The sequence below is a fragment of the Bartonella sp. DB5-6 genome (genome assembly GCF_000278115.1).
Taxonomy (GTDB): Bacteria; Pseudomonadota; Alphaproteobacteria; order Rhizobiales; family Rhizobiaceae; genus Bartonella; species Bartonella refiksaydamii.
Genome location: NZ_JH725114.1, coordinates 187506 through 201856, shown reverse-complemented (window position 1 = coordinate 201856; position 14351 = coordinate 187506). Strand labels below are relative to the sequence as shown.

The following is a 14351-nucleotide window of genomic DNA, read 5'->3' as shown; positions in this document are numbered from 1 at the left end:
ATGTGTTTTTTCAAATAGTGTACGTACTTTTGAGGATATTTTCGGGAAATATGTGAGATGATATGTGCATAAAATATGCTTGTGTTGCATTTCATATAAAATATTTGGATACAGGCAGTGATGTAGGGAAGAGTACTTGTAGCTTTTTTCAAGCTGAGGGAGATGGTGTTTTGGTATAGCAAAAGATCTCTCTATAGCAGTGATTGGGTATCCATATTAGGTGGGCATATGAGTATATCACGTTATCTTTCTTACTTGTGTCATGATTACTTTTTGATGATTGAAGCACATTTGGAATCTTTTTTTATAACCATTATTATACCGCAAAAAATGCAAACTTTACTGCAAACGTTACACTCTAATATTAAATGATCGGCCGTAGATTGGTATTTATTGGTCCAGATAATCAGCTTGATTAACAAGTCTTAAGGTTATCTTGTCGAATCTTTCATGGAGAACAGAAACAAAAATCGATCTAAGAGCCATTTTATTTTCCATATTTTAACCACTGAATACAATCATCCAAGGCTCTAGCAGTTATAGCTTGTTTTTTTGCTATCTTTTTTTCTTTGCTTGGCAGACGTTTTCCTGAGTACTTAAGAGAAACGATAGGTGGGAAAAGTCCAAAATTGATATTCATCGGTTGAAAGGAATATCTTTCTGTTTCTTGCACGACAATGTGTCCGCCTGTAATATGGTTTAAAAGAGCTCCCAATGCTGTGGTTGGGGGCGGTAGAAGAGGGCAGTTATGGTTATACTCAGCGGCAGCAAAACGCCCAGCGAGAAGCCCCATCGCGGATGATTCTACATAACCTTCACATCCCGTAATTTGCCCCGCAAAACGCAATTTTGGTCTTTGTTTTAAACGAAGGGTTTGATCAAGAATGACTGGTGAGTTGAGGTAAGTATTGCGGTGAAGCCCACCAAGACGTGCGAATTCCGCTTTTTCAAGTCCGGGGATCATTCTAAAAATACGAACTTGTTCTCCATATTTTAGCTTTGTTTGAAAGCCGACCATATTATAAAGGGTTCCAAGTTTATTGTCTTGGCGTAATTGAACGACAGCATATGGTTTAATCGTGGGATTATGGATATTGGTTAACCCCATAGGTTTCATAGGACCGTGTCTGAGAGTTTCAATTCCGCGTTCAGCCATAATTTCGATTGGCAAGCATCCATCAAAATAGGGTGTTTTTTCAAAGTCACGGAGCTCTATTTTTTCTGCATTTTTTAATTCGTGAACGAATGCTTTATACTGTTCTTTATCAAGGGGGCAATTAAGGTAATCCTTTCCTGTCCCCTCAGGTCCAATTTTATCATAGCGAGACTGATACCAACAAATGTCCAAATCGATACTATCGGTATGGACAATAGGCGCGATAGCATCAAAAAAAGAAAGAGCTTCTGTTCCGGTTATTGCTTGTATAGCTTGAGCAAGTGCTGGTGAGGTGAGGGGGCCAGTTGCAATAATAATATGATTCCAATCCTCAGGAAGCTCTTGAATCTCTTCACGTTTTATTGTTATAAGGGGATGATCTTCAAGCGCTGTTGTGATGGTTTTTGAAAATTCATCGCGGTCAACAGCAAGAGCGCTGCCTGCTGGTACTTTATTGGCGTCAGCAGCTTTCATAATCAGCGATTTTGCTAGTCGCATTTCGGTATGTAAAAGTCCTATGGCATTTGTTGAAGAATCATCAGAACGAAATGAATTTGAGCAGACCAGTTCTGCAAGCATATCTGTTTTATGGGCATCAGATTTTTTTTGGGGGCGCATTTCATGCAAAATAACGGGGATTCCTGATTGTGCAATTTGCCAACTTGCTTCACTGCCTGCAAGACCACCGCCGATGATATGGATTGGAGTGTTGAATGTATTTAACATAATCTGCTTTTAGCGGAAGCTGCTCTGTATGAAAAGGATAGATTTTATTTTTGCAATTTATTAAGAATGAGGTGTATTTGGATATTTTTAATATATTTGTTTGCTTTTTTTCTTTAATTAATGGTATAGAAACGCCGCTTATGTAAGGTTACAGGTTTATAAGTTTGAGCGGATGTGGCGAAATTGGTAGACGCACCAGATTTAGGTTCTGGCGGGAGACCGTGGGGGTTCGAGTCCCTCCATCCGCACCAAAGGTTTTTTTTGAGCACTATAGGTGTTTATGTGCTCAGAGTTTCGCTTTATGGTGATTTAACACTCAAGTGTTAGAATGTAGTTATTATCAGAGTGGGATTATCCCGCTCCTCAGGAAAATGAAGGTTGTTTAATGCAGGTTACCGAGACGCTTAATGAAGGACTGAAGCGCGAAATTAAGATCGTGGTTCCGGCGAGAGATTTAGAAAAAAAATTGAATGAACGGTTGGATGATACCAAGGGTAAGATCAAGCTTAATGGTTTTCGTCCTGGTAAAGTACCTGCTGGATACCTACGAAAAATGTACGGCAAGTCTTTTATGGCGGAAATTCTCAATGAGATTATCAGTGATGCCCCCCATTCTATTTTAGCTGACCGTAATGAACGTTCAGCGATGCAGCCGCAAATTGATATAAATGAGGATGAACAAGTTCTGGATGGCAAAGCTGATTTTGTTTTTAGTTTAAAGTATGAAGTTTTGCCAAAATTTGAAATTAAAGATTTCGAACATATTGAAGTTACTCGTGAGATTGCGGCTATTCCTGAACAAGAGATTGATGATCAAGTAAAGCGTGTCCTTTCTTCCACGCGTAGTTATTCACTAAAAGAAGGTCTTTCGGAAGAAGGTGATCGTGTTACAATAGATTATCTAGGAAAGCTTGGGGGTGAGCCATTTGAGGGTGGGACAGAAAGTGATGCGCAACTGATTCTTGGATCAAAGCAATTTGTTCCTGGTTTTGAGGAGCAATTGGTTGGCGTGAAAGCAGGTGATACGAAGACAATTTCTGTTAAATTTCCTGATAATTACAATGCAGCACATTTGGCAGGTCGGGATGCAGAATTTGATATTACTGTTAAGGCTATCTCTAAACCGGACGAGCTAAAAATTGATGATGAAGCTGCACAAAAAGTTGGTTTAGAATCTCTGGACCGCTTACGTGAAGTTGTTCGCGGGCAAATTGAAAGTCAATATGGATTAATGACACGTCAAAAAATTAAGCGTCAAATTCTTGATGCTTTAGATGCTGATTATAATTTTGAGATTCCTGAAGGGCTTTTAGAAATTGAATTTAACAATATATGGGCTCAGGTTAATGACGATTTAAAAAAGGCTGGTCGCAGCTTTGAAGATGAAGGGGTTACAGAGGAGTTGGCACGGGAGGAATATCGCGTGCTTGCACGGCGTCGTGTCCGTCTTGGTTTGGTACTTTCTGAAATTGGCATGAAGGTTGGTGTTAAAGTAGGTGAAGATGAACTAAAAGCAGCAGTTTTTGATCAGGTGCGTCAGTATCCTGGACAAGAAAAAGAAATTATGGACTTTTTCCGTAAGACTCCAGAAGCTGTTGCAAATTTACGCGCTCCAATTTTTGAAGAAAAAGTCATTGATCATTTGCTGGCTAAGATAAAAATCACAGATAAAGAAGTGACAGTTGAAGAGCTAATGAAGGAATATGACGAAACAGATTTAACAGAAAAAGAGCCAGAGAAGAAAAAATCTGCAGTGAAAGAAAAAGCTGTAGAGAAAGTTCCATCTAAGAAAAAGACACCTAAAAAAGGTTAATATTTATCCTAAAAGAACAAGCCCGATAAAGTCGGGCTTGTTTTATAAGATTTCTATTCTAGGCTTGCACTGAGAATGGTTTTATATTAGCCATCAGGTTTGGAAAACATTGATAGTGGATTGGTAATGGACATCGTTGATACGCGCACTCCTGATTCTAAACGTTTCATTTCTGGAATTACAGGTGATTGGGAAGTCGTCATTGGTATGGAGGTTCATGCGCAAATCATATCAAATTCAAAACTTTTTTCAGGTGCGTCAACCAAATTTGGTGCTGAGCCGAACAATCATGTATCGCTTATTGATGCAGCGATGCCTGGTATGTTGCCTGTTCTTAATCGAGAATGTGTTCGTCAAGCAGTTCGAACTGGTTTGGGATTAAAGGCTCATATTAATCTGAGATCTGTTTTTGATCGTAAGAATTATTTTTATCCAGACTTACCGCAGGGGTATCAAATTTCTCAATTCCATTATCCGATTGTAGGAGAGGGGAGGATTATCATATCTGTTGGTCCAGATTCGAATGGCCAGTTTGAGGACATTGAAGTTGGGATTGAAAGGTTACATCTTGAGCAGGATGCAGGAAAATCATTGCATGATCAGCATCCAACAATGACTTTTGTGGATCTTAATCGTTCTGGTGTAGCTCTTATGGAAATTGTTTCTAAACCAGATATGCGTTCATCAGATGAAGCCAAAGCCTATATGACAAAATTGCGTACAATTGTCCGTTATTTGGGGACTTGCGATGGAAATATGGATGAAGGTTCTATGCGTGCAGATGTTAACGTATCAGTTCGTCGCCCTGGTGAAAGTTTTGGAACGCGCTGTGAGATAAAAAATGTTAATTCCATTCGTTTTATTGGTCAAGCGATTGAATATGAGGCGCGTCGTCAAATTGCGATTTTAGAAGATGGTGGTGTCATAGATCAAGAAACTCGGCTTTTTGATGCTGCCAAAGGTGAAACGCGGTCTATGCGTTCAAAGGAAGAAGCGCATGATTATCGTTATTTTCCTGATCCTGATCTTTTGCCGTTGGAATTGGATCAAGCATTTGTGGATGCTTTGTCCGCTGAATTACCTGAATTACCTGATGATATAAAAGCACGTTTTATCAGGGAGATGGGATTGACAGCATATGATGCCTCTATTCTTGTGACAGAAAGAGCCATTGCTGACTATTTTGAAAAAGTAGCACATGGGCGTGATGGAAAAACAGTTGCCAATTGGGTGATTAATGATCTTTTAGGCGCTTTAAATAAAGATAATCGTGAGATTGAAGAGACGCCTGTATCACCAGATCAATTAGGAGGAATTATTGATCTTATCAAAGAAGGGACTATTTCTGGAAAAATTGCTAAGGATCTCTTTGAAATTATTTGGAATGAAGGTGGGAATCCACGTCAGATTGTAGAAGAGCGCAATATGAAGCAGGTAACAGACATAAAGGCTATAGAGAAAGCTGTTGATGAGATCGTTGCCAATAATTCTGATAAAGTTATGCAAGCAAAACAAAAACCTGCTTTAGCTGGTTGGTTTGTTGGACAAGTCATGAAAACAACAGGTGGAAAAGCAAATCCTCAAACTGTTAATGAGTTGGTTAAGATGAAACTTGGCATAGATTAAGTTTTATGGAGTAGAGGGAGATCCATAAATATGATCCTCCTATGTTAAGGAATATAAATGGGACTATCAAATGAAATCGTGGGTGGTTTTATCGGTAGAATTTTATTTTTAATAATTTCAAATATTATGACAAGTTTACTCCAAGGATTAACTTTCTAAGTATACTAAAGGAATGGATTAAAAGATGGCTGTTTTTTTAAAGCAAATCTTTACATGGTGGAATGGTAATACTATAAGCACGCGCTTTTTTACGTGGCGTAAAGGTAAACGTGTGGGAGAAGATCAGTTTGGGAATGTTTATTATGAAGGGGGCACTCATAAGGATGGTTATCTGCGCCGTTGGGTCATTTATAAAGATTATTCTGAAGCTTCGAGTATTCCACCAGGTTGGCATGGTTGGATTCATCATCGTTGTGATAATCCTCCCCCTCAGGAGGATTATTGCCCATATAAATGGGAAAAGCCTCATATTGCAAATATGACTGGGACAAGTAAGGCTTATCGCCCAAAAGGAGCGATTACTTACAGTGGCAAGCGCCCTTGTGTGCATGAAGATTATGATGCATGGTCGCCTAAACAATAAAATATTTTAATGCGTGCGTGTATTTTTTCTCATTTGCGCTACTTTATAAACAGATTTTTTAGATGCGGTTGATTTGATGTAATGAGAACTTTTTTACTATTAGGATTAGGACGTTTTTTTTGTGTTTATTTCATGGGAGTTGTAGTGGTCTTGTTATGTGTTTATGGAGTGCAGGCCGAACGCATGAGCAATGGAATTGCTGTTTTTGCAGGTCTTGATAAAATTACCGGCCGGACCACGCGTTTTGAAGTTTCTCTGGGGGAGGTTTATCGATACGGTGCTTTACAGGTGACGCCGCGCGCGTGTTATACGAGCTCCAAGAACGAACCAACCCGTACGACTGGTTTTATTGAAGTCAATGAGGTGACATTAGATAAAAGAGTACGGCGTATTTTTACAGGATGGATGTTTGCAGATAGCCCTGGTTTGAGTGCTGTAGAGCATCCTATCTATGACGTTTGGTTAAAAGACTGTAAACAGGCTTCTCAGAATCTGCCCCTTCAATGATATTTTATATAGAGTGATGTCTTGGAACTAATTCGTTGCTTTTGTTTATCTTATAATTCTTCTTTAGTCGCTTAATACAGCTTTTGAAAAGAGAGCGCTTAGGTGCTGAAAGTGAGTGCTTGTTGATATTTTGACTTATGTATTTAAGAAGTAAGCTATCTATTTTGTTTTCAATTATAATGCTTTTTATAAAAGTATTTGCTATCAAATTGCTAAATTATAAAATGTCACTCGTCTATAGAGAAAATACAAATGAATTTATAGAGTTTTGTTTTCATGGTTATCAAATCTTTCCTTTTTTATTGAGTAGCATGTTAAGCGGATTAATAATCAAAACTATGTCCTATACAATAGAAATTTCAATTTATATTTAGTATGATGCGACAATTTTATGAATGATGTTCTTAATATTCATTCTTTTTAATATTTTTTACAAGAAATAAATGTTTTCATATAGAGATATTTGGAACTAGCAAGAGGAACTGAATAAACGTCAAGTTTAAATATTCTTTGATTATCAAAATTGATATATTTGTTGTGTGCAAACAATATCAATTCCATAGAAAATATGAGATTTTATACAATGAGAGATGCCAAAAACCAATATAATAATGTATCGTTTTTTCTAGAAAAACCTAAAGAACCATTACTGAATGTTCCATTTATTATAGTTATTTTGATAGCACTTTGTTTTTGTATTTATTTTGTTTCTCACTATCTTTTTTTTCATCAATTCTACATTAAAAGTCTTGATTTGTTTGCATTTACACCAATGTTATTTAAGGCTGAACCGTTAGTATTTTGTTATACTATTATTAGTTATTCGTTCATGCATAGTAGTTTTAAACATGTTGCTATTAACATGGCTTGGCTTTTGGTTTTTGGGTCTCCTTTGGTAAGACAGATTGGTAGTTTTTGTTTTTTAATTTTTTGGATATTAACAGCAATCATAGCTGTGTTGACTTATTTTCTATTTCATCAAGAGAGTGCAATATCACTTGTCGGTGCGTCAGGTGCGGTGTCTGGAATGATGGGCGCTATTGCACGTTACGGTTTTCTTCGGGACTATTTAGGAGGCAATCTGCAGAAAGAAAGATTTTTAGGTCCTTTGTTACCTATTAAAAAAGCGCTGTGTTCAAGAAGTGTGCTTGTTTACCTGAGTATATTGCTGAGTGTTGATTTCATTGTAGGTATTTCATCTTTTTTCTTTGAGGGCGATGGTATTTCAATAGCATGGGAGGCTCATATTGGTGGTTTTTTTTCAGGCTTTTTGTTGATTGGTTTTTTTGATATTTCGCGAAAAAAGTTAAAAACTAAGATCTAAGATATTTATGTGCCGCGTAAAGTGCTATTGTGGCTGCGTTTGAAACATTTAATGATTTGATATTTCCGGGCATATCAAGGCGTGTTAATGCGCAAACGGTTTCACGTGTTTTTTTACGTAAGCCTTTCCCTTCTGCTCCTAAAATAAGGGCAATTTTCTTTCCTGTTAGTGCTGCTTCTAGAGGATATTCACCTTCTGAATCGAGTCCAAAGCTGACAAAACCTGCTTTATGAAGTTCGTGGAGTGTTTCGGCAAGGTTTCGTACAGTAATATAATTAATCAACTCCAACGCTCCGGAGGCGGCTTTAGCAAGAACACCGCTTTCTTGTGGGGAGTGGCGACATGTGGTGATAAGAGCTTCAGCTTTAAACGCAACTGCAGAGCGCATAATAGCGCCCACATTATGTGGATCGGTAATTTGATCCATTACAATGACAAGATCAGTATTCGTTAATTCGGACAATTGGCATGGCTTGAGGGGGGTAGTTTCCAAAACAACGCCTTGGTGAACTGCATCACTTCCCACCAGCGCATCGAGTTGTTTGGGGGTGCATAATGTAACAGAACAAGGTAAATCTGATTCGGGTATATTTAATCGTTTTAAGGCGTTTGGTGTAACATAAAGACGGTCAAAAACTCTTTTTGGGTTTTTTAAAGCAGCATGAACTGCATGGATACCATAAAGACGAATTGTCCCTTGCTGCAAGGGAGAAGCTTCCTTTTTCAGGTATGTAGCAGAACGAGAAGAAAGTCCTTTTATATCGCGATATCGGCGACGTAAACGAGCATAATGAGAATTTTGCGATATTTTTTCTTTCATGGTTTCTTTATAGCTGTTAACAGCAGAAATGGATAGAAAAAAGCTGTAATTTAAAATTATTAGCAGAAAATTTGTACAGAATCGTGTTTATTCTGTTGACAGATAGGACAGTAATCGGCATAACCGCCTCGCAGCCAATTTGATTGAATAGGTGATCAAAGTTTGGTTGGAGTGATGCCTTGTCGCGCGACTTTGCCGATGTAATGGAGGGGTGCCCGAGTGGTTAAAGGGGGCGGACTGTAAATCCGTTGCGTATGCTACGTTGGTTCGAATCCAACCCCCTCCACCATTCATCGAAGGAGAGTTGGCGCGTGGTAATGCGGGTATAGCTCAATGGTAGAGCAGCAGCCTTCCAAGCTGAATATGCGGGTTCGATTCCCGCTACCCGCTCCAAACAGTTGTTGGTGATTGGGCTAGTGAGTATGATGGAAGGATATCTCCATCATGAAGTGGGCGGGTTTTACCGTCTTTAAGAGTTGTAATAGTCGGGCTGATGTAGCCGTTCGGCTTAATTCGGTTCTATAGTCCTACTTCTAGGTACTAATAAAATAAGAGAACAAGACAAGAGAAATAAGAGAACAAGACAAGAGATTGATGGCATGGCAAAGAGCAAATTTGAACGTACGAAGCCGCATGTTAACATTGGAACGATTGGTCACGTTGATCATGGGAAGACCTCGTTAACAGCAGCAATTACGAAATATTTTGGTGAATTTAAAGCGTATGACCAAATTGATGCGGCACCAGAAGAGCGTGCACGTGGAATTACCATTTCTACAGCGCATGTTGAATATGAAACAGAGAAACGACACTATGCTCATGTTGATTGCCCTGGTCACGCAGATTATGTAAAAAACATGATCACGGGAGCGGCACAGATGGATGGAGCAATTTTGGTTGTTTCTGCTGCTGATGGTCCGATGCCTCAAACGCGTGAACATATTTTGCTCGCACGTCAGGTTGGTGTCCCAGCGATTGTTGTTTTTCTCAATAAGGTTGATCAGGTTGATGATGCTGAACTTTTGGAGCTTGTTGAGCTTGAAGTACGTGAGCTTTTGTCAAAATATGATTTTCCAGGGGATGATATACCAGTCGTTAAAGGTTCAGCGCTGGCAGCTCTTGAAGATAAAGATAAAAGCATTGGTGAAGATGCGGTTCGTCTTCTGATGAGTGAAGTTGATAATTATATACCAACACCTGAGCGTCCAGTTGATCAGCCATTTTTGATGCCGATTGAAGATGTTTTTTCGATTTCGGGACGTGGTACGGTTGTTACTGGTCGTGTTGAGCGTGGTGTCATTAAAGTTGGTGAGGAAATTGAGATTATAGGTATTCGTCCGACATCTAAGACGACGGTTACAGGTGTTGAAATGTTCCGCAAGCTTTTAGATCAAGGGCAAGCTGGTGACAATATTGGCGCATTGCTTCGCGGGGTTGATCGTGAAGGGATTGAGCGTGGACAAGTTCTGGCGAAGCCTGGTTCAGTTACGCCTCATACGCGCTTTAAAGCAGAAGCTTATATTTTGACGAAAGATGAAGGTGGACGTCATACTCCATTTTTCACGAATTATCGTCCTCAATTTTACTTCCGTACAACGGATGTTACGGGGATTGTTACGCTTCCAGAAGGAACAGAAATGGTTATGCCTGGTGATAATGTTGCGATGGATGTTTCTTTGATTGTTCCAATTGCCATGGAAGAGAAGCTTCGTTTTGCTATTCGTGAAGGCGGTCGTACTGTCGGTGCAGGAATCGTTTCTAAGATCATTGAATAAATAATAGTTACTAAGGGTTGTTGAAGATATTTTAATTTTGAGAGTTAGGGGTATAGCTCAGTTGGTAGAGCGGCGGTCTCCAAAACCGCAGGTCGCGGGTTCAAGTCCTGCTGCCCCTGCCAAGGGAGGATGAGATTTCAACTGTGAGGAGGTGAGTTTTCCTGCCTTTTTCGCTTTTTTTTGCATAGGGCTTGTTTTTTTGTGTATGAATCGGTATTGATTAGAGAATGAGGAAGCTGCATAAGGCTGAAGATTGGTTTTTTGCATTTTTTGTTATATTTATTTATATCGTATAAATCATAATAAGGTTAGAAAGTATATAGTGTGACTGATGACATCTAAACCCAATCCAATTACCTTTTTAAAACAGGTTTATGCAGAAACAGTTAAAGTAAAGTGGCCTACGCGTCGTGAGACAGTGATTTCTACTGTTATGGTATTATTGGTAACTGCATTGGCCTCAGCTTTCTTTTTTATTGTGGATCAGGTTATGCATTTTAGTGTTTGGCGAGGGATTGATCTTCTAAAGTATCTTTTTAGTTGATAGTGCAAGGAAGTGTGACTGTGGCTGCTCGTTGGTATATTGTTCAAGCATATTCAAATTTTGAGAAGAAGGTAGCGGAAGCTATTGAAAAGGAAGCAAAGCAAAAGGGACTTGATCATCTATTTGAAAAGATTTTTGTTCCAACGGAGCGTGTTGTAGAGGTTCGTCGTGGGCGTAAGGTTGATGCTGAGCGAAAGTTTTTTCCTGGGTACGTTCTTGTTTGTGCTGAGTTGACGGATGAGGTTTATCATCTCATTAAGAATACTCCTAAAGTGACGGGCTTTTTGGGATCAGATGCGCGTCCTGTTCCCATTTCTGATCGGGAAATTGAGCAAATTCTTAAACAGGTTCAGGAGGGGGTTGACTCTCCAAAAGCTTCCGTATTGTTTGAGGTTGGAGAGCAAGTTCGTGTTGCTGATGGTCCTTTTGTTTCATTTAATGGTATTGTTCAAGAGGTTGAAGAAGAGCGTTCTCGTCTTAAGGTTGAGGTATTGATTTTTGGGCGTCCTACGCCTGTTGATTTGGAGTTTGGTCAGGTTGAAAAACTTTGATTAGATTTAGAGTGGTTTTTAATCACTTTAAGTAATTTGTGGGAGGTGATTTATGGCTTTTGTCGGCTTGATGATCCGGACCACTTGACTGCGGCGGGTAGCAGACAAGGTGAATTGTCAGCTTACCAGTGAAATTGAAGGCAGATTGTTATGGCAAAAAAAAGTATAGGTCAGCTTAAGTTGCAGGTTCCTGCGGGAGCTGCTACCCCATCTCCACCGATTGGTCCTGCTCTTGGGCAGCGCGGTATTAATATTATGGAATTCTGTAAGGCTTTTAATGCAGCTACGCAAGAAATGGAGAAGGGGGCACCGATTCCAGTAGTTATCACTTATTATCAAGATAAGTCTTTCACTTTCTCTTTAAAGACGCCTCCCGTATCGTTTTTCTTGAAGAAGGAAGCGAATTTAAAATCTGGTTCGAAAGAGCCTGGTAAGGTTTCTGTAGGGAGTATCTCTCGTGATAAAGTTCGTTCAATTGCACAAGCAAAAATGAAGGATCTTAACGCAAATGATATTGAGGCGGCGATGCGCATGGTTGAAGGTTCTGCTCGCTCTATGGGCTTAGAAGTGGTGGGCTAACGTTATGGGAAAAATAGCAAAGAGAGTAAAAAACATCCGTAAAGATGTTAATTTTAATGAACTTTACACTTTAAAAGATGCCGTCTCGATGGTCAAAGAGCGTGCGATTGCTAAGTTTGATGAAACAATTGAGATTTCAATGAACTTAGGTGTTGATCCTCGTCATGCAGATCAAATGGTTCGAGGCGTTGCTCATTTACCTAATGGGACTGGGCGAAATGTACGCGTCGCTGTTTTCGCGCGTGGAGACAAAGCAGATGAAGCTAAGGCTGCTGGTGCTGATATTGTGGGAGCTGAGGATTTATTTGAAAGTGTTAATGGTGGAACAATAGATTTTGATCGTTGTATTGCTACGCCAGATATGATGCCACTTGTTGGTCGTCTTGGTAAGATTCTTGGTCCACGAAGTTTGATGCCAAATCCAAAAGTTGGTACTGTAACGCTTGATGTTGCTAGTGCTGTCAAAGCTTCTAAAGGTGGTGCTGTTGAATTTCGTGCTGAAAAAGCTGGTATTGTTCATGCTGGTATTGGTAAGGCTTCTTTTGGGGTTGAAAAAATAGTAGAAAATATTACAGCTTTCGCTAGTGCTGTTATGAAAGCTAAGCCGCAGGGTGCGAAAGGTGAGTATATTAAGCGTGTTGCAGTTTCTTCGACTATGGGGATTGGAGTTAAAGTGGATCCTGCGACTGTTCGTTCGGAGTAAATCTGAGAAGGTTTAAAATTTTGTTTTGGGGTATGTGAATATCAAGATTGTATTTACAGTGTCGGTTTTTATCGGCATTTGGCTATCTAAGCTTTATAAAGCTTGGGTTGTACCGGAAGAAATTCCGGAATATCCTGTCCGAGATTGTGGGTGATACTATTTGAGTATCTTAATCGAAAAAAAAACCTGCATGAGACTGGGGGTAAAAACTGAGAGTTAAAAAACTTAAAGGGTTTGAGCCAAGGTTGCCTTTGATCGCTCTGCGTGAAAAAGGGGACAGGATCCTCATCGATAGCATAGGATATTCTTATGTTATCAAAGGTAACCAACAGGTTTGTTTTAAGCAAGTCTGTTAAATGGAGAGAGAAAGTGAATAGAGCGGAGAAACGCGAATTTGTTACGTGGCTTAACGAGGCTTTTCGAAAGTCTGGTTCTGTTGTTGTTGCACATTATTCCGGTCTGACAGTTTCACAAATGAATGATCTTCGTTCGAAAATGGGTGAAGCTGGCGGTGCCGTTAAAGTCGCCAAAAACCGTCTTGCTAAAATCGCTCTTCAGGGCACGGAATCTGAATCGATAGTGGATTTGTTTACTGGGCAAACACTTATTGCTTATTCAGAAGATCCAATTACGGCACCGAAAGTTGCTGTTGATTTTGCGAAAAGCAATGACAAATTTGTCATCCTTGGCGGTTCAATGGGTGCAACAAATTTAAGTGTAGATGCTGTGAAGTCATTGGCTTCATTGCCTTCACTGAATGAGTTGCGGGCAAAACTCGTAGGTATGATTTCTACTCCTGCGGCCCGTATTGCACAGGTTGTTAATGCACCTGCTGGTCAGGTTGCGCGTGTCATTGGAGCATATGCTCAGGAGGATAAGGCGGCTTAAGGCTGTTTGGTATTCACATTTATGGAAGAGCTTTGGTGCTTTTCTGTTTTTTTGAATAAGTTAAATAATGGTTCAAATCTTTTAATTGAAGGAATTTAAAAATGGCTGATCTAGCGAAGATCGTAGAAGACCTTTCTAACCTCACCCTTTTGGAAGCTGCTGAGCTTTCTAAGTTGCTTGAAGAAAAATGGGGGGTTTCTGCTGCTGCTCCTGTAGCTGTAGCTGCTGTTGCTGGTGCTGCTGCTCCAGCTGCTGAAGAAAAAACAGAATTTGATGTTATTCTTGTTGAAGGTGGTGCACAAAAAATTAATGTCATTAAGGAAGTTCGTGCTCTTACTGGGCTTGGTCTTAAAGAGGCTAAAGATCTTGTTGAAGGGGCGCCTAAACCTATTAAAGAGGGAGCTTCTAAAGACGAAGCAGAAAAGATTAAAGCACAACTTGAAGCTGCTGGTGCTAAAGTTGAATTTAAGTAAATTTTATTTTATCGGCGAGCATTTATGTTCGCCGATTTCCTGTCTCCTGAAAAAAGGGAAAAGATCAGTGAAAACTTTTTCCCAACAGTCTAGTAGCTGTAATAGGGATAGGGTTTATTTTAGCCCCCTCATTGTGGAGCCAAGTGAACAGATGGCTTGAGTTAGTGGGGCAAATTGGTGATACTCATATTGGGTATCAAGTGAACTGGTCTGCATGTGCAGGTTAATGACATAAAGCTTTCAAGGTTTAGTCTACCTTGGAGAGTAAAAATCAAGGAGCGAC

Annotated in this window: 14 protein-coding genes and 4 tRNA genes; 16 read left to right on the top strand and 2 right to left on the bottom strand. The window is 39.7% G+C overall.

Features of this window, described 5'->3' with window-relative positions:
* Positions 1-487: 487 nt before the first annotated feature.
* Positions 488-1882: a methylenetetrahydrofolate--tRNA-(uracil(54)-C(5))-methyltransferase (FADH(2)-oxidizing) TrmFO gene (trmFO, locus tag MCO_RS00850; protein ID WP_007552001.1), complete on the bottom strand. Its 1395-nt coding sequence runs from the start codon at positions 1880-1882 to the stop codon at positions 488-490.
* A gap of 168 nt (positions 1883-2050) precedes the next feature.
* Between trmFO and MCO_RS00845 the strand changes: the two genes are divergently transcribed.
* From MCO_RS00845 to MCO_RS00820, 6 genes are all read left to right on the top strand, one after another.
* Positions 2051-2133, top strand: a tRNA-Leu gene (locus MCO_RS00845).
* A gap of 134 nt (positions 2134-2267) precedes the next feature.
* A complete protein-coding gene (tig, locus tag MCO_RS00840) occupies positions 2268-3695 on the top strand; it encodes a trigger factor (protein WP_007551999.1) in 1428 nt (475 codons plus the stop codon).
* A 126-nt stretch (positions 3696-3821) separates the two neighbouring features.
* A complete protein-coding gene (gatB, locus tag MCO_RS00835) occupies positions 3822-5321 on the top strand; it encodes an Asp-tRNA(Asn)/Glu-tRNA(Gln) amidotransferase subunit GatB (RefSeq protein ID WP_007551997.1) in 1500 nt (499 codons plus the stop codon).
* A 184-nt stretch (positions 5322-5505) separates the two neighbouring features.
* Entirely contained in the window at positions 5506-5904 is a 399-nt protein-coding gene (locus MCO_RS00830; RefSeq protein WP_007551995.1) for an NADH:ubiquinone oxidoreductase subunit NDUFA12, read from the top strand.
* A gap of 81 nt (positions 5905-5985) precedes the next feature.
* Complete coding sequence (locus MCO_RS00825) at positions 5986-6411, top strand: DUF2155 domain-containing protein (protein ID WP_007551994.1); 426 nt, start codon at positions 5986-5988, stop codon at positions 6409-6411.
* A 583-nt stretch (positions 6412-6994) separates the two neighbouring features.
* Complete coding sequence (locus MCO_RS00820; RefSeq protein ID WP_007551993.1) at positions 6995-7735, top strand: rhomboid family intramembrane serine protease; 741 nt, start codon at positions 6995-6997, stop codon at positions 7733-7735.
* Here the strand turns inward: MCO_RS00820 and MCO_RS00815 are convergent.
* Positions 7725-8555: an RNA methyltransferase gene (locus MCO_RS00815; protein WP_007551992.1), complete on the bottom strand. Its 831-nt coding sequence runs from the start codon at positions 8553-8555 to the stop codon at positions 7725-7727. The genes MCO_RS00820 and MCO_RS00815 overlap by 11 nt on opposite strands.
* Before the next feature lie 205 nt (positions 8556-8760).
* On the opposite strand from MCO_RS00815, the gene MCO_RS00810 reads away from it, so the two are divergent.
* The 10 genes from MCO_RS00810 (at position 8761) to rplL (ending at position 14068) form a co-directional block, all read left to right on the top strand.
* Positions 8761-8844, top strand: a tRNA-Tyr gene (locus MCO_RS00810).
* A 30-nt stretch (positions 8845-8874) separates the two neighbouring features.
* Positions 8875-8948, top strand: a tRNA-Gly gene (locus tag MCO_RS00805).
* 206 nt (positions 8949-9154) lie between these two features.
* A complete protein-coding gene (gene tuf / locus MCO_RS00800; RefSeq protein ID WP_007551991.1) occupies positions 9155-10330 on the top strand; it encodes an elongation factor Tu in 1176 nt (391 codons plus the stop codon).
* A 46-nt stretch (positions 10331-10376) separates the two neighbouring features.
* Positions 10377-10452: transfer RNA gene (locus MCO_RS00795), tRNA-Trp, on the top strand.
* Positions 10453-10661: 209 nt separating this feature from the next.
* A complete protein-coding gene (gene secE, locus MCO_RS00790; RefSeq protein ID WP_007551990.1) occupies positions 10662-10874 on the top strand; it encodes a preprotein translocase subunit SecE in 213 nt (70 codons plus the stop codon).
* Positions 10875-10894: 20 nt separating this feature from the next.
* The gene (gene nusG, locus MCO_RS00785) at positions 10895-11425 is read left to right on the top strand and encodes a transcription termination/antitermination protein NusG (protein ID WP_007551988.1); all 531 of its coding nucleotides are present in this window, start codon (positions 10895-10897) and stop codon (positions 11423-11425) included.
* Between the two features lie 150 nt (positions 11426-11575).
* Positions 11576-12004 carry a 50S ribosomal protein L11 gene (rplK, locus tag MCO_RS00780; RefSeq protein WP_004860154.1) on the top strand — a complete coding sequence of 143 codons (429 nt, stop codon included), beginning with the start codon at positions 11576-11578 and terminating at the stop codon, positions 12002-12004.
* A 4-nt stretch (positions 12005-12008) separates the two neighbouring features.
* Positions 12009-12707, top strand: a complete 699-nt coding sequence (rplA, locus tag MCO_RS00775) for a 50S ribosomal protein L1 (protein WP_007551987.1) — start codon at positions 12009-12011, stop codon at positions 12705-12707.
* A 369-nt stretch (positions 12708-13076) separates the two neighbouring features.
* Positions 13077-13595 (top strand): 50S ribosomal protein L10, encoded by a 519-nt coding sequence (gene rplJ / locus MCO_RS00770; RefSeq protein ID WP_040298520.1) that lies wholly within the window; start codon positions 13077-13079, stop codon positions 13593-13595.
* Between the two features lie 101 nt (positions 13596-13696).
* Positions 13697-14068, top strand: coding sequence for a 50S ribosomal protein L7/L12 (gene rplL / locus MCO_RS00765; RefSeq protein ID WP_007551985.1), 372 nt, complete (start codon positions 13697-13699; stop codon positions 14066-14068).
* Positions 14069-14351: the final 283 nt, after the last annotated feature.